Source organism: Cupriavidus numazuensis (genome assembly GCF_905397435.1).
Classification (GTDB): Bacteria; Pseudomonadota; Gammaproteobacteria; order Burkholderiales; family Burkholderiaceae; genus Cupriavidus; species Cupriavidus numazuensis.
Genome location: NZ_CAJPVI010000058.1, coordinates 38,034 through 58,009 on the forward strand (window position 1 = coordinate 38,034; position 19,976 = coordinate 58,009).

Below are 19,976 nucleotides of genomic sequence, written 5' to 3' on the forward strand. Positions count from 1 at the left end.
TATGTCCCGCATCCAGAAGACATTCGCGGCACTCGCCGCGCAGAACAAGAAGGGCCTGATTCCGTTCATCACCGCAGGCGATCCGGAACCCGGTCTGACGGTGGACCTGATGCACGCGCTCGTCGCGGGCGGCGCCGATGTGATCGAGCTTGGCGTACCGTTTTCCGACCCGATGGCCGATGGTCCCGTGATCCAGCGCGCCTCCGAGCGTGCGCTCGCCAATGGCGTGTCGCTCACGCAGGTGCTGCAGTGGGTGCGCGAATTCCGCCAGACCAACGCGGACACGCCCGTTGTGCTGATGGGGTACGCCAACCCGATCGAGCGCATGGGTGAGGCCGCGTTCGCCAAAGCCGCTGGCGCTGCCGGCGTGGACGGCGTGCTGGTAGTCGACTATCCGCCGGAAGAGTGCGAGTCGTTTGCCGTGCTGATGCGCGACAACGGCATCGACCCTATCTTCCTGCTGGCGCCGACTTCCACTGACGCGCGCATCGAGGCCGTTGGCAAGGTGGCGAGCGGCTATGTCTACTACGTGTCGCTCAAGGGCGTGACCGGTTCTGCCACGCTGGATCTCGACAGCGTCGCGGCGCGCCTGCCGCTGATCAAGAAGCACGTGAACTTGCCAGTCGGCGTGGGCTTTGGCATTCGCGATGCCCAGACCGCACGCGCAATCGGCAGCGTGGCGGACGCCGTAGTGATCGGCAGCCGGCTGGTGCAACTGCTCGAAGATGCGCCGCGCGGTCAGGCGGTAGAATCGCTGCGCGCGTTCATCGCCGGGATTCGCGAGGCGCTGGACGCCTGAAGTGATGAATTGGCTGCTTGATGGCGGCCAAAAAGTGCCGAAGCATGCGCGCCATGCGCGTTCTGCTTCGGCCGAACCATGCCGGCATGGTAAATTCTCGGGTTGATTCCCTGCTGTTCCCCCGGTTTCGCCGGGCCAATGCGTAGCGCAAGTCGCGCATCGCGAACGGCAGTCATCCGAAAGGAGCTTTCATGAGCTGGTTGGATAAACTCCTGCCTCCCAAGATTCAACAGACCGACCCCCGGACCCGCAAGGGCATCCCGGAGGGTTTGTGGGTCAAGTGCCCGTCGTGCGAGTCCACCCTGTACCGGACCGACGTCGAGGCCAACCTGCACGTCTGCCCGAAATGCGACCACCACATGCGCATCAGCGCGCGCGCGCGCCTGGATGCGCTGCTCGACGCCGAAGGCCGCTATGAAATCGGCCAGGAAATCGTGCCGGTGGACGCGCTCAAGTTCAAGGACAGCAAGAAGTACCCCGACCGCATCAAGGCCGCCATGGAAGACACTGGCGAGACCGATGCGATGGTCGTGATGGGCGGTGCGATCCACACGATTCCGGTGGTGGCGAGCTGCTTCGAGTTCGAATTCATGGGCGGTTCGATGGGCTCCGTGGTCGGCGAGCGCTTCGTGCGCGGCGCCCAGGCGGCGCTCGAGCAAAAGGTGCCGTTCATCTGCTTTACCGCGACGGGCGGCGCGCGCATGCAGGAAAGCCTGCTGTCGCTGTTGCAGATGGCCAAGACCACGGCGATGCTGAACCAGCTTTCGGCATCCAAGCTGCCTTTCATCAGCGTGCTGACCGACCCGACCATGGGTGGCGTGTCCGCCAGCTTCGCGTTCCTCGGCGATGTCGTGATTGCCGAGCCGAAGGCGCTGATCGGCTTTGCCGGCCCGCGCGTGATCGAGCAGACCGTGCGCGAAAAGCTGCCGGAAGGCTTCCAGCGCGCCGAATTCCTGCTGCAGAAGGGCGCCGTCGACATGATCGTCGACCGCCGCAAGCTTCGCGCCGAGCTGGCGCAGTTGCTGGCGCTGCTGCAGAAGCAGCCGGCGGACGCGGTCGCGTAAGAGCGGCCGGATGGCACAGGCAAGGGCGCGGGCGGTTGACGCGCCTTTTGCTTTTCCTGGCGCCAATGCAATGCCAGCTCCGGCCTTGACATTCAGGCCGGCTGGCCAAATCTAGAAGCAAAGCATTTCCACCCCCCTTCATGCCTGTCTTCCACAACCTTCCCGAATGGCTTGCCCATCTCGAAACCGCCCATCCCGTGGGCATCGACATGGGCCTGACCCGTATCACGCGCGTCAAGGAAGCGCTGGGCCTGCGCATTGATGCCGTGGTGTTCACGGTCGGCGGCACCAACGGCAAGGGTTCGACCTGCGCCATGCTGGAGCGCATCCTGCTGGAAGCCGGCTACAAGGTGGGCTGCCATACGTCGCCGCACCTGGTGACGTTCAACGAGCGCGCGCGCCTCAATGGCGAGATGGCCACGGATGCGCAACTGCTGCCGCACTTCGAAGCCGTCGAGCGCGCCCGAACCAGCTTTGCCGACCCGATCAGCCTGACGTATTTCGAATTCACCACGCTGGCGATCATCCACATGTTTGCGGCTGCCGGCCTCGATGCGATGATCCTCGAAGTCGGCCTGGGCGGGCGCCTGGATGCCGTCAACGTGATCGATACGGACTGTGCTGTCATCACCAGCGTCGACATCGACCACACGCAGTACCTTGGCGACACGCGCGAGAAGATCGGCTTCGAGAAGGCCGGGATCTTCCGCCCGGGCGTGCCGGCGATCTGTGGCGACCCCGTGCCGCCCAAGTCGCTGGTCGACCATGCCGAGGCGATCGGCGCCGACCTGTGGCTGGTCGGGCGCGATTTCCGCCACCAGGCCGCCAAGGGCCAGGAGCGCCAGCAGTGGGACTGGAGCGGGCGCGAGCGCAAGCTCAACGGGCTTGGCTATCCGGCGCTTCGCGGCGCTAACCAACTGCTGAACGCTTCGGCCGCATTGGCAGCGTTGCAGGCAATGCGTTCGCAGTTGCCCGTGAGCGCGCAGGAAGTGCGCAACGGCCTGGCCTTCGTGGAACTGCCGGGACGCTTCCAGGTGCTGCCGGGACGCCCGGCGGTGATCCTGGACGTGGCGCATAACCCGCATGCGGCAGCCACGCTGGGCCAGAACCTGGAAAACATGGGCTTCTTCCGCTACACCTACGCGGTGTTCGGCGCCATGCAGGACAAGGATCTCGCGGGTGTGCTTCGCCAGGTGGCCGACAAGGTCGACCACTGGTGCCTGTGTGACCTGCCGACCGAGCGCGCTGCGACGGCCGCCGACTTGCTGCAGAAGCTGGAGGAGGGCGGTTTCCAGCCGGGGCCGGATGCCACGGCAGCCTGTTTTTCCAGTCCCGAAGCCGCTTACCGCGATGCCATCGAGAGAGCGACCGAGAATGATAGAATTCTGGTCTTCGGATCGTTCTATACCGTTGCCGGCGTGATGGCATACCGCGCCACGCAGGCAAACTAGCGCAGCGCCGCGCACAAGTGCGGCGCAAGTTCGCGGCAATCGAGCGACAAACCAGCGGCCGGCACGGATCGAATCCGACGGCCGCCGCACCGAACCAATCTATGGGCCTGCTTTCGCTGTTTTCTTCCCGCAAGGGCAACGACCCGGCACCCGAGCGTACGCGCCGTCAGCGTACCGACCCTGGTGCAGGCATCGCCTCGTCGCGTCGACTCGCGGAGGAATATGCCGACGACACGCTGGATCCCGAATTTCCCCAGAAGCAGCGCGCGCGCCGCCGCCTGATCGGCGCCGTGGTGCTGGTGGTGGCCGCCGTCATCGTGCTGCCCATCATTTTCGAAACCAAGCCGCGTCCGGTGTCCGACGATGTGTCGGTGAAAGTGACGGGCGGGCAGGGTGCGCAGAAGCCGAAGGTTGAAGCACGCAAGGCCGACCCGCTGCCGCCGGCACCGCAGTCCCAGCAGGCTCGCGGCGACACCGCGGAAGCGCTCGACGTTGGCGAAGAAGTGGTCAGCGCGCCGTCCAAGCCGGCCACCGCCGCTGACAAGCCCGCGGCACGTACCGATACCAAGCCCGCCGACAGCAAGACGGCGGATGCCAAGCCGCAAGGCAGCGGCAAGTACCTGATCCTGATCGGCGCCTTCTCTTCGGAAGAGAAGGCGAAGAACTGGCTGGCCAAGCTCAAGGCGAGCAAGGTGCCGGCGTATGTCGAACGGAAAGTCCTGGCTGACGGCGAGCGTATCTTGCTGCGCGCGGGCCCCTTCAACGACCGTGATGCCGCCGACGCTGCCGACAAGCGCGTACGGGCGACCGGGCTCGCGTCGAAGGTGGTGGAACAGTAAGCCTGCGTGGCCGCGCGATGCGGCCGCCTGCAACGATGCAGCCGACTTTCTTCGACTACGCAGTCGTCTTCATCCTGCTTGCTTCCGGCCTGATCGGCGTGCTGCGCGGACTGGTCCGCGAGGTGCTGTCGCTGATCGGCTGGGTGGTGGCGTTCTGGGTCGCCTACCGCTTCGGCGGCGTGGCCGCCGGCTGGATGCCGGAATCGCTGCCCGGCGGCGAGATCGCGCGCCACGCGCTCGGCTTCGTGACCTTGCTGATCGGCACGGTGATCGGTGCAGCGCTGGCGGGCACGGTGATCGGCCAGTTGCTGGAAAGCACGGGCTTGAAGCCGGCGGACCGCGGGCTCGGCCTGGTGTTCGGGCTGCTGCGCGGCGCGCTGATCGTGATGCTGCTGGTCACGCTGGCCGGATTGACGAAATTGCCGGAAGAGGAATTCTGGCGCGACGCGGTGAGCCGCCCCTATGTGATGCAAGCCATGGAATCGCTCAAGCCATGGCTGCCACCGGAGCTGGCGAAGTACGTCAAGACATGACACTGAGGCCCGGCACCCATGCCTGGCCGGTACGAAACGCAGGCCCTGTCCTCAGGACCGGGCTGCGCCCCTGAATCAAAGCCTTTCCTGGGAGCATGGCATGTGCGGTATCGTCGGCGCGGTCTCTACCTCGCCCGTCAACCAATTGATTTACGACAGCCTGCTGTTGTTGCAACACCGCGGACAGGATGCTGCCGGCATCGCCACCGCCAACGGCAGTACTTTCCACATGCACAAGGCCAACGGCCTCGTGCGCGACGTGTTCCGGACCCGCAATATGCGCGGCCTGCCGGGCACCGCCGGCATCGGTCAGGTGCGTTACCCGACCGCGGGCTCTGCCTCCAGCGAAGAAGAGGCACAGCCGTTCTACGTCAATGCGCCGTACGGCATCATCCTGGCGCACAACGGCAACCTGACCAACTGGCAGCAACTGCGCGAGGAAATGTTCCGCCGCGACCGCCGCCACATCAATACGCACTCGGATACCGAGGTGCTGCTCAATGTGCTCGCTGACGAACTGCAGCGCGCGAGCCAGGGCATGGCGCTGGATCCGGAAACGATCTTCAAGGCCGTTTCCGGTATGCACCGCCGCGTGAAGGGCTCGTACGCCATTGCCGCGCAGATCGCCGGCTACGGCATGCTGGCCGTGCGCGACCCGTTCGGCATCCGTCCGCTGTGCCTGGGCAGCGTCGACACGCCGACCGGCAAGGAATGGATGGTGGCATCGGAGTCGGTGGCGCTGGAAGGCATCGGCTATCGCATGGAGCGCGATGTGGCGCCGGGCGAGGCCATCTTCATCGACCTCGACGGCAAGCTGTACAGCAAGCATTGCGCGGACAACGCCGTGCTGACGCCGTGCATCTTCGAGTACGTCTACCTGGCCCGTCCGGATTCGTGCATCGATGGCGTGCCGGTCTATGACGCCCGCCTGCGCATGGGCGACTACCTGGCCGAAAAGATCCGCCAGGAAGTGTCGGCCGGCGATATCGACGTGGTCATGCCGATTCCCGATTCCAGCCGCCCGGCCGCCATGCAGGTGGCCAACCGGCTGGGCGTGGGCTATCGCGAAGGTTTCTTCAAGAACCGCTACGTGGGCCGCACCTTCATCATGCCGGGCCAGGCGGTGCGCAAGAAGTCGGTGCGCCAGAAGCTCAACGCGATGGCCGTCGAGTTCAAGGGCAAGAACGTGCTGATCGTCGATGACTCGATCGTGCGCGGCACCACGTCGTTCGAGATCGTGCAGATGGCGCGCGACGCCGGCGCCAACAAGGTGATCTTCGCCTCGGCCGCGCCGCCGGTGAAGTACCCGAACGTGTACGGCATCGACATGCCCACGCGCAGCGAGCTGGTGGCCCATGGCCGCACGCACGAAGAGATCGCGAAGATCATCGGCGCCGACAAGCTGGTGTACCAGGACGTCGAAGCGATGAAGCAGGCCGTGCGCGACATCAATCCGGCGCTGAAGGACTTCGACGCGTCGTGTTTCGATGGCCGCTACATCACCGGTGACATCGACGAGGCCTATCTGACCCGGCTGGAAACGGCACGCAGCCAGGCCGACCGCGAAGGCACCGGCGACATGGAGCGCTCGCAACTGCACCTGCAGCGTTCGGGCGGCAACGAGTAAGCCGCGCCGCGTCCGCGCGCGTTGACGAATGCGGGGCCCGGCCGTAACATGGCGGGGCGTCGATTTGAGAGTCAGCTTGCGGACGCGGGTCCTGCCCGAAACAGCTAAAGAGATAGCCGTCAGAAGGGAAATTCCGGCACCGCCGCCGTGAAATCCCCAGGTATCCGCAGAATACGCAAGCCCGTCGATCCGACTCTCCGATCGCACGGGCTTTTTTCATGGCCGGCCGCTTGCCGCCGGCTTGTCGAGACCACTGCATTCGCGCGGGTACGACCGCGCCACCAGCATGAACGAACCGCTCAATCCTGAATCGCTTGGCATCGATACCCTTGGCGTGCGCGCCGGCACGTTGCGCAGCGAATACATGGAGCATTCCGAGGCGATGTACCTGACCTCGAGCTTTTGCTTCCACAGCGCCGCCGAAGCCGCCGAGCGCTTCGCCAACTCGGAAGAGGGCTTCACCTACTCGCGCTTCACCAATCCGACCGTGTCGATGTTCCAGTCGCGGCTGGCGGCGCTGGAAGGCGCCGAGTCGTGCATGGCGACCGCATCGGGCATGAGCGCGATCCTGTCGGTGGTGATGTCGCTGATGCAGGCGGGCGACCACCTGGTGAGCTCGCGTGCGATCTTTGGTTCGACCATGACGCTATTCGGGAACATCTTCTCGAAGTTCGGTGTCGAGACCACCTTCGTCGATCCGGGCGATCTGAACGCGTGGCGCGCGGCAGTGCGACCGACCACGAAGCTGTTCTTCCTGGAGACCCCGTCCAATCCGCTGACCGAAGTGGCGGACATCGCCGCTGTGGCCGACATCGCGCACAACGCGGGCGCACAGCTCATCGTCGACAACTGCTTCTGTTCACCAGCGCTGCAGCAGCCGATCAAGTTCGGCGCCGACATCGTGGTGCATTCGGCCACGAAGCATATCGACGGGCAGGGCCGCGTGCTCGGCGGTGCCGTCCTCGGTACGCACGATTTCATCATGGGCAAGGTGTTCCCGTTCGTGCGTACCGCGGGCCCGACGCTGTCGGCTTTCAACGCGTGGGTGCTGCTCAAGGGCATGGAGACGCTGGCCATCCGCATGGAGCGGCATTCTGCCAATGCGCTGGCGCTGGCCGAGTTCCTGGAATCGCATCCGGCGGTGGCGCGCGTGTTCCATCCCGCGCTGAAGTCGCATCCGCAGCATGAGATCGCCATGCGTCAGCAGAGCGGTGGTGGCGCGATCGTGTCGTTCGAACTCAAGGGTGCTACGCCTGAGCAGCAGCGTGCGAATGCATGGCGCGTGATCGACAACACGCGGCTGTGCTCGATCACTGGCAATCTCGGTGATACGCGGACGACGATCACGCATCCGTACACCACCACGCACGCGCGTGTAAGTCCGGAGGCCAAGGCGGCTGCGGGTGTCGGTGAAGGCCTGATTCGCCTGGCGGTGGGGCTTGAGACGGTGGCCGACCTGAAGGCCGATCTGCTGCGCGGGCTCGGCGAGTAAGACGAAAGGCCGCGGAAGGATAGTGCCGGCTCAGGGCGTCTGGGCTGGCGCTGCGTTATCGCTGCCGGCCACGGCCTTGACGCCGGCCTTGGTCACGTCGTAAGTGGTCTCGACCGCGGTCGATGCAACACTGACGGCCGCGGAACCCACCGTTGTCACGGTGGAAACGGCAGCGCTGCCTACCGCGATGGTCGCCCCAACGACGCTGCATCCTGACAGCAAGGCGCCTGCCACGATCGCCACTAGCCGTGCGGTGGCAGCGTGGTAAGAGGGGCGGGGAAAACCGGAAAACGAAAACGGCATGCAAGGCTGCCCGGTGGGCATGTAAGAGGGCGCCGGGACGTCGGGCCCCGGCAACCGGCCGCCTGCGTAGCTCAGCGCAGCAAGCGGCGCCGCAACAGTACCAGCGAAAGCACTAGCGCGACAATGCCGTAAGCCATCAGCACGGCAATATGCAACGCGGCATTGTCGATCGGACGCCCGAGCATCAGCGGACGGATCAGCGCAACCGCATGCGCGAGCGGCAGGGCATTGGTCGCCGCCCGTGCGCCTTCGGGCAACTGTTCGAGCGGGAAGAACACGCCCGAGAGCAGCAGCATCGGCGTCATCACCAGCGTCTGGTAGAACATGAAGAAGTCGTAGCCGGGGGCCAGCGCGGTCACGATCATCGCGAGGCTGGCGAACGTGATGCCGGCCAGCACGATTACCGGCAGCGCCAGCAGCGCGCCCGGCATGTGCGCATAGCCGAGTGCGCCAGCGACGAGCATGATCGCCAGCCCCGACAGCACGGCTTTGCTGGCGGCCCAGAGGATCTCCCCGAGTACTACGTCGCCAAGCGTCAGCGGTGCATGCATGATCGCTTCCCACGTGCGCTGCACGTGCATGCGCGAGAACGCCGAGTACATCGATTCGAAGCTGGCCGACATCATCACGCTCGATGCCGTGGTGCCGGCGGCCAGAAAGGCGATGTACGACACGCCATGCACCTGGCCGACCAGCAGGCCGAGCCCGAGGCCGAGGCCGAACAGGTAGATCATCGGATCGGCCAGGTTGCCGATCATCGACGGGATGGCCAGCTTCTTCCACACCATGTAGTTGCGGTACCAGACCATCATCCAGTTGCGCAGGTTGCGCGGCAGCAGCGGCTGCGGATAGTGCTGTGCCGATGCGGCGCTGTCGTCGCGGGTGCGGGTTTGCGCCCCCGCGGCGGTTGCCGTGTCCGGGCGCGGATCCTGTTCGCTCATGTCAGTCCCTCATCTCGCGGCCGGTCAGCTTGAGGAACACGTCCTCGAGGTTGGCCGGACGGTGCAGGTAGCGTACGCCGCTCTGCCCGTGCAAGGCGGCCAGCAGCGGGGCGGGCTCGCGCACGTAGCAGAAGAGCGTCTCGCCGCTCATTTCGGTGCGTTCGGCGAGCGGTGTCAGGCTGCCGCGCAGCGTGTCGAGTTCATCGCCATAGACCTCGACCACATCGCAGCCGATCTGGCTGTCGATCAGGTCGTGCGGTTTGCCTTCGGCAATCTTGCGGCCGCCATCGATCACGCACAGGTAGTTGCACAGGCGCTCGGCCTCTTCCATGAAGTGCGTGGTCAGCAGGATGGTCTTGCCGCTGGCCATCAGCGACTTCAGCCGCTCCCAGATCAGGTGGCGGGCCTGCGGATCGAGCCCGGTCGTGGGCTCGTCCATGATCAGCAGGTCCGGGTCGTTGATCAGCGCACGCGCCACCGTCAGGCGCCGGCGCATGCCGCCGGACAGGTCGCGCACCTGGGCGTTGGCGCGGTTCTCGAGCCGGGCGAATTCCAGCAGGGCGGGTACGCGGCGTTCGATCACGGCCGAGGACAGGCCAAAGTATCGGCCGAAGATGCGCAGGTTCTCGATGACGGAGAAATCCGGATCGAGATTGTCGAACTGCGGCACCACGCCGACGCGCATGCGTGCCTGCGGCGCGCGCTCGGGAATGGGCTCGCCGCACAGCGTCAGCGAGCCGCCTGCCGGCGTGGTTAGCCCCAGCAGAAGCCGCAGCGTGGTGGTCTTGCCGGCGCCATTGGGGCCGAGCAGGCCGAAGCACTGGCCGCGGTGCACCTGCAGATCCAGGTCGTTGACGACGACCGTGTCGCCGTATTGCTTGCGCACCTTGCGCAACTCGAGGATGGCAGTCAAGGCAGGAACCGGTAGGCGCGCCGGCAGGGCGCAATATCCGCCATTATGCCGGTCATCGCCGCGCATGACCTGTGATGCACTGCATCATGGCGCCCCGGCCGCGCGGACCTGAACGCGGGCATAAAAAAACCGCCAGCATGCTGGCGGTTTTTTCTGAGCGCGAAACCGAATCAGTAGAGCTTCTTCGGCAGCATTTGCATGCGCAGACGCTTGCGCAGGCGCGCTTCGGCAGCCTTCTTCTTGCGCTTGCGCTCGGTCGTCGGCTTTTCGTAGGCCGTGCGGCTCTTCAGTTCGACGATCAGGCCGGTCTGCAGAATCGCGCGACGGAAGCGACGCATTGCAACTTCAACCGGCTCACCGGGTTTCAAGACGATCTTAGTCAATTCAGTCCTTTAGGGGAGTGCCGCACATGCGGCTGGTTCAAACGAGGGGGAAACTGCGGCCGCCGGAGCAGCTGGTATTGCACGAGGAGCGATTTGCCCTGGTGCACCCCCGCGAACCTGAAAGATGTGGACCTGTGAGTCCGTGCAACCAGTGTCAGGGGCTGATAGCGCCGGGTTCCTTGAACAGCGGGAGCCTGGCAGTACCGGTTTCCGTAAAAAGCTATACGCCCGTAACTATGGCACGTATACGACGCAAATGTCAAGAATGTGCCGCGATTCGGCCGCTGCGGCGAGCAATCCAGCACCAGGAAGTGCCGGGCACGGCGCGTAGCGGAATGCGGCAGCAACCTTCGCATTGCAGGGCGTGAATTTACACGAAGTTGATGCGCCGGTGGCGGATCTTGATGCCGCCTGAACGGCACATTGCTTACGCTCGAAGCATAGGGCGACGGCATGGGCAAGCTGTCGGGCCCGACTCCAAGGAGTACGAACATGTGGGTCTACAAACTCGGGCTCGCAGCGCTGGCGCTGCTCGCGCTCATCCTGCTTTTCGTGTGCCAGTACAGGCTGACCAGTTCGCTGTGGCGTCGCGAGCAGGACGCCGCGCACGATCGCGATATCGGCCGCTTCTGAACATCGTGCGCCTATGCGGGCCGCGATCCATTTTTATACGTTCTTTATCTCCCCTCCGTCTCTTTCTACCCCGTTTTTAGCGGCCGATCCATAAGCTTCCCGGTGTCAGTCACTCTTGGATTGGATTGTCATGGACGGGGTCTTCCTGATCGCCTTGATCGTATTCGCCGCCGCCAGCGCGGCACTGCTGCGGCTCTGCGATGCACTGGGCAGCCAAGCACCAGATGCCGGCACACAGCACGGCGGTGTTCACAACCACGCAGTGCCGGGCAAGCACAGCGCTGCCGACAGGGGGCTGTGATGGACTGGGCTGACCTGCTGAGCGGCGCGCTCGCCGCGCTGATTTTCATCTACCTCCTGATTGCGCTCTTCCGCCCGGAGAAATTCTGATGTCGACCGAATTCCTGGGCCTGCTGGCCCTGTATCTGGCGATCCTGTTCGCCGCAGGTCCGTTCCTCGGCCGCTATATGCGGCGGGCAATGGAAGATGGCAGCTACAAGCTGACCGCTTGGGGGCGTCCATTCGAGCGCGTGATCTACAGGCTCGCCGGCGTGCGCGCCGATGCCGAGATGGGATGGAAGCGATACACGGTCGCCGTGCTGGCGTTCAACCTGCTTGGCGTGATCGTGGTCTATGCCCTGCAGCGGCTGCAGGCCTATCTGCCGCTCAACTCGCAGGGCTTTGGCGCGGTGACGCCGGACTCGGCCTTCAACACCGCCATCAGCTTCGTTTCCAACACGAACTGGCAAGGCTATGCGGGCGAATCGACGATGAGCTACCTGACGCAGATGCTGGCGCTCACCGTGCAGAACTTCTTCTCGGCGGCCACCGGGATTGCCGTGGTGTTCGCGCTGATCCGCGGCTTCGCGCGGCAGAGCAGCGCGACCATCGGCAACTTCTGGGTCGACATGGTACGCAGCACGCTGTACGTGCTGGTGCCGATCTCGACGGTGATCGCGCTGGCGCTGGTCAGCCAGGGTGTGATCCAGAACTTCGACAGCTACAAGGAAGTCAGCCTGGTGACGCCGGTCGAGTACAGCCAGCCCAAGGTCGATGCGGCCGGACAACCGGTGCTGGACGCGCAAGGCAAGCCGGTCACCGAAGACCTGAAGACGGACAAGCAGACGCTGGCGATGGGCCCCGTGGCCTCGCAGGAAGCGATCAAGATGCTCGGCACCAACGGTGGCGGCTTCTTCAACGCCAACTCGGCGCATCCGTACGAGAACCCGACCGCGCTCACCAACCTGATCGAGATGCTGGCCATCTTCCTGATCCCGGCAGCGCTGTGCTTCACGTTCGGCGAGATGGTGAAGGACCGGCGCCAGGGCGTGGCGGTGCTCGCGTCGATGACGGTGATCTTCATTGCCATGGCCTGCGTGACGTCGATATCTGAGCTGCAGGCGAATGCTGCGCTATCCGGCCTCCCGATCGACCACGCCGTATCGGCACTGCAAGCCGGCGGCAACATGGAAGGCAAGGAAACGCGCTTCGGCATGGCGGCGTCGGCACTCTTCGCCACCATCACCACGGCGGCCTCGTGCGGTGCGGTCAACGCCATGCACGACTCGTTCACCGCGATCGGCGGGCTGGTGCCGATGCTGCTGATGCAGCTTGGCGAAGTCGTATTCGGCGGCGTCGGCTCCGGCCTGTACGGCATGCTCGTGTACGCGGTGCTGGCCGTGTTCATCGCCGGCCTGATGATCGGCCGTACACCAGAGTACCTGGGCAAGAAGATCGAAGCCTACGAGATGAAGATGACTGCGGTCGCCATCCTCGTTACGCCGCTACTGGTGCTGGTCGGCACGTCAATCGCGGTGATGACCGAAGCGGGCAGGGCTGGCGTGTTCAACCCGGGCACGCACGGCTTCTCCGAGATTCTCTATGCACTGTCCTCGGCGGCCAACAACAACGGCAGTGCCTTCGCAGGCCTGTCCGCCAACACGCCGTTCTACAACACCCTGCTGGCCGCGGCGATGTGGTTCGGCCGCTTCTGGATCATCATCCCGGTCCTCGCGCTGGCCGGCTCGCTCGCAGCGAAGAAGCGCCTGCCGGTCACGGGCGGCACCATGCCCACGCACGGCGCGTTGTTCGTGGTGCTGCTGGTCGGCTCGGTGCTGCTGGTCGGTGCGCTGACCTATGTCCCGGCCCTGGCACTGGGACCCGTCGCCGAGCAGCTGCAGGGCGCGGTGACGGCGATTACCAAGTAAGCGTATTGCGGAGAAACGCATGCAACAAGAATCCATGGCGACGCAGGACAAGACCGGCGGCGCCGCATCCAGAACCAGTGCATCGGCGGCCAAGGCCGCCCAGCCATCGGGCGTCGCTAACCGTCCGCACGGCCAGCATCCGCATCGCCCGCCGCGTCGTGGCATGTTCGCTGCCGAACTAGTCAAGCCGGCGCTGCTTGCCGCGGTGAAGAAGCTGTCGCCGCGCGATCAGGTGCGCAACCCAGTGATGTTCGTGGTGTATGTCGGCAGCATCCTGACCACGATCCTGTTCCTCAAGGCGCTGGCTTCGCCGGTGGCGGGCGGCGAAAGCGCTGGCTTCATCCTGGCCGTCTCGGTCTGGTTGTGGTTCACGGTGCTGTTCGCCAACTTTGCCGAAGCGCTGGCAGAAGGGCGCAGCAAGCAGCAGGCGGAATCCCTGCGTGGTCTGAAGACGACCGCGATGGCGCACGTGCTTGTGGACGGCAAGCGTGGCGGTGCGATGGAAACGCGCGCGGCTACAACCTTGCGGCGCGGCGACATCGTGCATGTCCAGGCCGGCGACATGATCCCCGGCGACGGTGAAGTGATCGAGGGCGTGGCTTCGGTGGACGAAAGCGCCATCACCGGCGAATCGGCGCCCGTGATCCGCGAATCCGGCGGCGACTTCTCGTCGGTGACCGGCGGCACGCGCGTGCTGTCGGACTGGATCGTGGTGCGCATCACCACCAACCCGGGCGAAAGCTTTATCGACCGCATGATCAGCATGGTCGAGGGCGCCAAGCGGCAGAAGACGCCGAACGAACTCGCGCTGACCATCCTGCTGGTGGGCCTGACCATCGTGCTGCTGCTGGCGACTGCCACGCTGCTGCCGTTCTCGCTCTACAGCGTGCTGGTCACCAAGGCCGGCATGCCGGTGACGATCACCGTGCTGGTCGCGCTGCTCGTGTGCCTGATCCCGACTACGATCGGCGGCCTGCTGTCAGCCATCGGCGTGGCCGGCATGAGCCGCATGATGGAGGCCAACGTCATCGCCACGTCGGGCCGCGCCGTGGAAGCGGCAGGTGATGTGGACGTGCTGCTGCTCGACAAGACCGGCACGATCACGCATGGCAACCGCCAGGCCGCGCGCTTTGTGCCGGCACCGGGCATCTCGGCGCAGCAGCTTGCGCAGGCAGCATGGCTGTCGTCGCTCGCCGACGAAACGCCCGAAGGCCGCAGCATCGTGACGCTGGCGCGCCAGCAGCAAGGAGTTGCCGCGCCGGACATGGCGGTGCTCCGCCCGGTGTTCGTGCCGTTCACGGCGCAGACGCGCATGAGCGGCGTGGATCTGCGCAATGACGACAGCGAACGCATCGTGCGCAAGGGCGCTGCCGACGCGGTGCGCCGCTTCGTGACCGAACGCGCGGGCAAGTTCCCGGATGCCGTGATGCAGGCCGTCGACGACGTTGCCCGCGCCGGCAGCACGCCGCTGGTGGTGGCCGAGGAATCCGATGGCAATGTGCGCGTGCTCGGCGTGGTGGAACTCAAGGACATCGTCAAGACCGGTATCCGCGAGCGCTTTGCCGAACTGCGCAAGATGGGCATCAAGACCGTGATGATCACCGGCGACAACCGGCTCACCGCGGCAACCATCGCGGCCGAAGCCGGCGTTGACGACTTCCTCGCGGAGGCCACGCCTGAAGCGAAGCTCAAGCTGATCCGCCAGTACCAGGGCGAAGGCCGCCTTGTGGCGATGACCGGCGACGGCACCAACGACGCGCCGGCGCTGGCGCAGGCCGACGTCGCCGTGGCGATGAACAGCGGCACGCAGGCGGCGAAGGAGGCCGGCAACATGGTCGACCTCGACAGCAACCCGACCAAGCTCATCGAGATCGTCGAGATCGGCAAGCAGATGCTGATGACGCGCGGGTCGCTGACCACGTTCAGCGTGGCCAACGACATCGCCAAGTACTTCGCCATCATTCCGGCTGCCTTTGCCACGACCTATCCGCAGCTCAACCTGCTGAACGTGATGGGGCTGAGCACGCCGGCGTCCGCGATCATGTCGGCGGTGATCTTCAATGCGCTGATCATCGTCGCGCTGATCCCGCTGGCGCTCAAGGGCGTGGCTTACCGGCCGCTCGGCGCGGCCGTGCTGCTGCGTCGCAATCTGCTGATCTACGGCCTTGGCGGCATTCTGGTGCCGTTTGTAGGAATCAAGCTGATCGACATGGCGCTGGCCCTGCTGGGCTGGGTCTGACCGTACTCCTGCATTGAGAGGAACTCATGAATATGCAAGCGCAATCCACGCAATCCGTGCCGGCGGCACCGCTGCAAGGCGGACTGTTGCGGCCCGTGGCGGTGGTCTTCGTCGTGCTGTCGCTGGTGACGGGGCTGTTGTACCCCGGCGTGATCACGGCGGTTTCGAAAGCTGTGTTTCCGGATCAGGCAGCCGGCTCGCTGATCGTCAGGGACGGCAAGGCCGTGGGCTCGTCGCTGATAGGCCAGCCGTTCTCGGACCCGAAGTACTTCTGGGGGCGCCTGTCGGCTACCACGCCGATGCCGTACAACGGCGCGGCATCGGTCGGCTCGAACCTGGGACCGAGCAACCCGGCGTTGACCGATGCGGCGCGTGCGCGCATCGACGCGTTGCGTGCGGCGGATCCGGACAACAAGTCAGCAGTGCCGGTGGATCTGGTCACCGCCTCCGGCAGCGGACTCGATCCGCACATCAGCATCGCCGCAGCGGACTACCAGGCGCCGCGCGTGGCGCGGCTGCGTAGCCTGCCGCTCGGAAAGGTCCAGGAACTGATCAAGGCGAATACCGAATCGCCCCGGCTGGCGGTGCTGGGTGAGCCTGGTGTCAATGTGCTCAAACTGAACCTGGCGCTGGATGCGGCGTCGGGCAAATAGGCACGCGGTGCGCGTGGCACAATCTGACTGCGCCTGCCCCCGCGTCGGGAGGCGCAGCTGACCATGCCCGAATTGCGATCTCCCGTCGAACGTCCGGACCCGGACACCCTGCTGCAACGCATGCAGGAGGAGGGCGCGCGCGCTGCACGCGGCAAGCTGCGCGTCTATTTCGGTGCCTCGGCCGGCGTGGGCAAGACCTTTGCCATGCTTGCCGCGGCGCGTTCGCTGCGAGAGCAAGGCGTGGACGTGGTCATCGGCGTGGTCGAGACGCACGGCCGCGCCGAGACCGAGGCACTGGTCGATGGCATCGAGCGCCTGCCGATGAAGGACGTGCCATACCGCGACCGCGTGCTCAAGGAGTTCGATCTCGACGGTGCGCTGGCGCGTCGTCCGGCGCTGGTGCTGGTCGACGAACTGGCCCATTCGAACGCGCAAGGCAGCCGCCACCCGAAGCGTTGGCAGGATATCCAGGAACTGCAGTCGTCTGGCATCGACGTGTGGACGACCGTCAACGTGCAGCACCTGGACAGCCTCAACGAGGCCGTTGGTGGCATCACCGGCATTCGCGTCTGGGAAACCGTGCCGGACGCTGTGTTCGATGGCGCCGACGAAGTGATCCTGGTGGACCTGCCCGCCGACGAGTTGCTGAGGCGCTTGCGTGAGGGCAAGGTGTACCTGCCGGAGCAGGCCCGCCATGCGGTGCGCAACTTCTTCCGCAAGGGCAACCTGATTGCCCTGCGTGAACTGGCATTGCGACGCACCGCGGACCGTGTCGATGACGATGTGCGTGCCTATCGCCGCGCCGAATCGATCCAGTCGGTGTGGCGCACGCGCGAGGCGGTGCTCGCCTGTATCGGCACCGGCAGCGATGCCGAGCAGGTCATCAGGAGCGCGCGCCGGCTGGCCGGCCAGCTCGATTGCGACTGCCATGTGATCACGGTAGCGGCGCCACGACTGGCGTCTGTGCCCGATGCCGAGCGCGTGCGGCTGGAGTCGGCGATGCGGCTGGCCGAGGAACTCGGCGCGCGCACCGAGACGCTGGCCGGCAGCGACATGGTGCAGGCGGTGGCCGGCTATGTCCGGCGGCACAACCTGACCAAGGTCGTGCTTGGCCGCACGCCCACGCGATGGCGGCGCGAAGATGACTCGCTGCTGATGCAGGGACGTTCGCTGCTGGCCTGGGTACTGTCGCCATTCCTGGGTGCGCGGGCATGGCTGTTCGGCCGCAAGAGCTTTGCCGATGCGCTGTCGGCCGCGTGCCCGGAGATCGACGTGATACGCGTCGCGGCCGATACCACGCGCGTAGACGTCAGGCCCGCCAGCGCACCGATCCCGGCCGAGGAAAGCGAGGCCGCGCACGCGCAGGAGCGCCGCGTGCGCATGCAGTCCTACCTGTGGGCCATTGCATGGTGCGCCGGCGCGACGGCGGTGTCGACGCTGGCACGGCCGTGGTTCGACCTTGTCAACATCGCCATGCTGTTCCTGGTGGCGGTGGTTGGCGTGGCGCTGCGCCATGGCCGCGCGGCGGCGGCGCTGGCGTCTGTCATTGCCGTGGGCGCATTTGACTTCTTCTTCGTGCCACCGCGGATGTCGTTTGGCGTGAGCGACGTGCAGTATCTGCTGACCTTCCTGGTGCTGCTGTCGGTGGGCCTGGTGATCGGTCAGCTCACGGCCGGACTGCGCGAACAGGCCGAAGTCGCCGTGCAGCGCGAGACCGATGCGCGCACGCTGTACGAGCTCGCGCGCGAACTGTCGTCGGCCCTGATGAACGAGCAGATCGTCTCGATCGGCAGCCGCTTCCTGCGCGCGGCTTTCGATGCGCGCTCGGCATTCTTCCTTGTTGGGCCGGACGGCCGGCTGCTGCCGCCCGCGGTGGATGCGCAGGGGCCGGCCGACTCGCAGAGCGACGCGATCGACCGCGTGCTCGCGCAGTGGGTGTTCGACCATGGCCAGCCGGCCGGCACAGGCACCCATACGCTGCCGGCCGGCACCGTGCTGTACCTGCCGCTCAAGGCGCCGATGCAGACGCGTGGCGTGCTGGCCGTCGAGCCGCAGGCGTGGCGCGCCTTTGCGCAGCCGGCACTGCGGCGTCAGGTCGATGTATTCGCGACGCTGATTGCCATCACCATCGAACGGCTGCACTACGTGGACGTCGCGCAGCAGGCGTTGCTGTCGATGGAATCGGAGCGCCTGCGCAGTTCGCTGCTGGCCGCGGTGTCGCATGACCTGCGCACGCCGCTGACGAGCCTGATCGGCATGGCCGAAACGTTGCAGCGCGGCGATCCGCCGCTCCCTCCGCGCGTGGCCGACACGGTCGCGGCGATGCGTGACCAGGCCAGGCGCATGAGCACGATGGTCGTCAACCTGCTTGACATGGCGCGGCTGCAAGGGCGGGACGTGCGCATGCAGAAGGAGTGGCAGTCGTTCGAAGAGCTGGTTGGCGCGGCGCTGGGCGCATTGCGCGATGCGCTAGTCGGACATCGTGTCGCGGTGGCGGATCTGCACAAGACGCCGCTGGTGGAGTGCGATGCCGTGCTGATGGATCGCGTGCTGTGCAACCTGCTGGAGAACGCAGCCAAGTACACGCCTGCCGGAACCGAAATCCGCATCCGCGCGGAGGTCGTGGACGACGAAGTGCGCCTCGTGGTGGAAGACGACGGCCCCGGTGTGCCGGCCGGCAGCGAACGGCAGATTTTCGAGAAATTCACGCGCGGTGAACGTGAATCGGTGACAACGGGCGTGGGCCTTGGCCTTGCCGTCTGCGACGCGATCGTGCAGGCGCATGGCGGACGGATCTGGGTCGAGCCCGTGCGCGATGCTGCCACGGCAGGGGCTGGCATCGGTGCGCGGTTTATAGTGGCCTTGCCGCGCGGCAATCCGCCGGTGATCGAGCCCGAAGCCGCGGACATTCCCGCATAAATCCGCGCGGACACACATAGATGGAGTGCAACAGATGCCTTTCGAGTTTTCGCCCACGGTGCTGCTGGTCGAGGACGAACCTCATATCCGTCGTTTCGTGCGTGCGGCCCTGCAGGCCGAGGGCTGCACGGTGCACGAGGCCGATTCGCTCAAGCGCGGGCTGATCGAGGCCGGCACGCGCCAGCCCGACCTGGTGATCCTCGATCTTGGCCTGCCCGACGGCGATGGCATCGACCTGATCCGCGAAGTGCGCACCTGGACCGAAGTGCCGGTGCTGGTGCTGTCGGCGCGCAGTGCGGAGGAGGACAAGATCGGTGCGCTCGATGCCGGTGCCGACGACTACCTGACCAAGCCATTCGGCGTTGGCGAGCTGGTGGCGCGCCTGCGCGTGCTGCTGCGACGGCATGCGCGATTGAATCCACACGGGTCCGCGCAGATCGCCTTTGGCGAGGTTCAGGTGGACCTTGCCAACCGCATGGTCACGCGTGCCGGAGAACCCGTGCACCTGACGCCGATCGAGTACCGCCTGCTATCGGTGCTGATCGCACATCGCGGCAAGGTGATGACGCACCGCGAGCTGCTGCGCGAGGTCTGGGGGCCATCGCATTCCGAGAGCAGCCAGTACCTGCGTGTCTATATGGGCCATCTGCGCCACAAGCTGGAAGCGGATCCTGCGCAGCCAGTGCATCTGCTCACTGAAGTCGGGGTGGGATATCGGTTTGCGGGGTAGGGGTGGTGTAGTGATTTTTTATGGTTCTTCGCTGAAATGCGGGTGGGGGTTATCGTTTTTGGCGTGCGCTGCTGTTTCGCCGGCGTAGCCGGCGAGTCACTTTTGTCCGAGCGACAAAAGTAACCAAAAACGCGTTTTGGGGTACGGTTCACCCACATAGGTAACAGAACAGTTCAAGCACATAGGTAACAGTTTTCTACCCTGCATGGGCGACTGCCACCGGGAGACGCCCATGCCCTGGAGTGAGCTC

At 65.5% G+C, this 19,976-nt stretch carries 19 protein-coding genes; 15 read left to right on the top strand and 4 right to left on the bottom strand.

The genetic code is table 11. The annotated features are described in order from the left end of the window. Nucleotide 1: 1 nt before the first annotated feature. From trpA to KHO41_RS33200, 7 genes are all read left to right on the top strand, one after another. Entirely contained in the window at nt 2-799 is a 798-nt protein-coding gene (trpA, locus tag KHO41_RS33170; RefSeq protein WP_011298455.1) for a tryptophan synthase subunit alpha, read from the top strand. Between the two features lie 191 nt (nt 800-990). Then, on the top strand, nt 991-1,863 hold the full coding sequence (gene accD / locus KHO41_RS33175; RefSeq protein WP_211957474.1) for an acetyl-CoA carboxylase, carboxyltransferase subunit beta: 873 nt from the start codon (nt 991-993) through the stop codon (nt 1,861-1,863). A gap of 140 nt (nt 1,864-2,003) precedes the next feature. Then, the gene (gene folC / locus KHO41_RS33180; RefSeq protein WP_211957475.1) at nt 2,004-3,314 is read left to right on the top strand and encodes a bifunctional tetrahydrofolate synthase/dihydrofolate synthase; all 1,311 of its coding nucleotides are present in this window, start codon (nt 2,004-2,006) and stop codon (nt 3,312-3,314) included. A 101-nt stretch (nt 3,315-3,415) separates the two neighbouring features. Beyond that, nucleotides 3,416-4,153, top strand: a complete 738-nt coding sequence (locus KHO41_RS33185; protein WP_211957476.1) for an SPOR domain-containing protein — start codon at nt 3,416-3,418, stop codon at nt 4,151-4,153. Nucleotides 4,154-4,188: 35 nt separating this feature from the next. Beyond that, complete coding sequence (locus KHO41_RS33190; RefSeq protein ID WP_211957477.1) at nt 4,189-4,686, top strand: CvpA family protein; 498 nt, start codon at nt 4,189-4,191, stop codon at nt 4,684-4,686. A gap of 100 nt (nt 4,687-4,786) precedes the next feature. Then, nucleotides 4,787-6,313, top strand: coding sequence for an amidophosphoribosyltransferase (purF, locus tag KHO41_RS33195; protein ID WP_211957478.1), 1,527 nt, complete (start codon nt 4,787-4,789; stop codon nt 6,311-6,313). Between the two features lie 286 nt (nt 6,314-6,599). Next, the gene (locus KHO41_RS33200) at nt 6,600-7,805 is read left to right on the top strand and encodes an O-succinylhomoserine sulfhydrylase (protein ID WP_211957479.1); all 1,206 of its coding nucleotides are present in this window, start codon (nt 6,600-6,602) and stop codon (nt 7,803-7,805) included. A 30-nt stretch (nt 7,806-7,835) separates the two neighbouring features. Here the strand turns inward: KHO41_RS33200 and KHO41_RS33205 are convergent, their stop codons facing one another. From KHO41_RS33205 to rpsU, 4 genes are all read right to left on the bottom strand, one after another. Further along, nucleotides 7,836-8,108, bottom strand: coding sequence for a hypothetical protein (locus KHO41_RS33205; protein WP_244874153.1), 273 nt, complete (start codon nt 8,106-8,108; stop codon nt 7,836-7,838). 71 nt (nt 8,109-8,179) lie between these two features. Next, entirely contained in the window at nt 8,180-9,049 is an 870-nt protein-coding gene (locus KHO41_RS33210) for an ABC transporter permease (protein ID WP_211957480.1), read from the bottom strand. 1 nt (nt 9,050) lies between these two features. Then, nucleotides 9,051-9,962, bottom strand: coding sequence for a nodulation factor ABC transporter ATP-binding protein NodI (gene nodI / locus KHO41_RS33215; protein ID WP_041680003.1), 912 nt, complete (start codon nt 9,960-9,962; stop codon nt 9,051-9,053). 170 nt (nt 9,963-10,132) lie between these two features. After that, entirely contained in the window at nt 10,133-10,345 is a 213-nt protein-coding gene (rpsU, locus tag KHO41_RS33220) for a 30S ribosomal protein S21 (protein ID WP_008648415.1), read from the bottom strand. 492 nt (nt 10,346-10,837) lie between these two features. Between rpsU and KHO41_RS33225 the strand changes: the two genes are divergently transcribed. From KHO41_RS33225 to kdpE, 8 genes are all read left to right on the top strand, one after another. Then, the gene (locus KHO41_RS33225; protein ID WP_211957481.1) at nt 10,838-10,978 is read left to right on the top strand and encodes a hypothetical protein; all 141 of its coding nucleotides are present in this window, start codon (nt 10,838-10,840) and stop codon (nt 10,976-10,978) included. A 130-nt stretch (nt 10,979-11,108) separates the two neighbouring features. Next, nucleotides 11,109-11,279 carry a hypothetical protein gene (locus tag KHO41_RS33230; protein WP_211957482.1) on the top strand — a complete coding sequence of 57 codons (171 nt, stop codon included), beginning with the start codon at nt 11,109-11,111 and terminating at the stop codon, nt 11,277-11,279. Then, the gene (gene kdpF, locus KHO41_RS33235) at nt 11,279-11,368 is read left to right on the top strand and encodes a K(+)-transporting ATPase subunit F (protein WP_041679662.1); all 90 of its coding nucleotides are present in this window, start codon (nt 11,279-11,281) and stop codon (nt 11,366-11,368) included. Before KHO41_RS33230 ends, kdpF begins: the two co-directional genes overlap by 1 nt. Beyond that, the gene (gene kdpA / locus KHO41_RS33240; protein WP_211957483.1) at nt 11,368-13,185 is read left to right on the top strand and encodes a potassium-transporting ATPase subunit KdpA; all 1,818 of its coding nucleotides are present in this window, start codon (nt 11,368-11,370) and stop codon (nt 13,183-13,185) included. The genes kdpF and kdpA overlap by 1 nt, the downstream gene beginning before the upstream one ends. Before the next feature lie 163 nt (nt 13,186-13,348). Continuing rightward, a complete protein-coding gene (gene kdpB, locus KHO41_RS33245; RefSeq protein WP_376989888.1) occupies nt 13,349-15,424 on the top strand; it encodes a potassium-transporting ATPase subunit KdpB in 2,076 nt (691 codons plus the stop codon). A 26-nt stretch (nt 15,425-15,450) separates the two neighbouring features. Continuing rightward, on the top strand, nt 15,451-16,077 hold the full coding sequence (gene kdpC / locus KHO41_RS33250) for a potassium-transporting ATPase subunit KdpC (RefSeq protein ID WP_211957485.1): 627 nt from the start codon (nt 15,451-15,453) through the stop codon (nt 16,075-16,077). 63 nt (nt 16,078-16,140) lie between these two features. After that, nucleotides 16,141-18,996, top strand: a complete 2,856-nt coding sequence (locus KHO41_RS33255; RefSeq protein WP_211957486.1) for a DUF4118 domain-containing protein — start codon at nt 16,141-16,143, stop codon at nt 18,994-18,996. Between the two features lie 34 nt (nt 18,997-19,030). Further along, complete coding sequence (kdpE, locus tag KHO41_RS33260; RefSeq protein WP_211957487.1) at nt 19,031-19,726, top strand: two-component system response regulator KdpE; 696 nt, start codon at nt 19,031-19,033, stop codon at nt 19,724-19,726. Nucleotides 19,727-19,976: the final 250 nt, after the last annotated feature.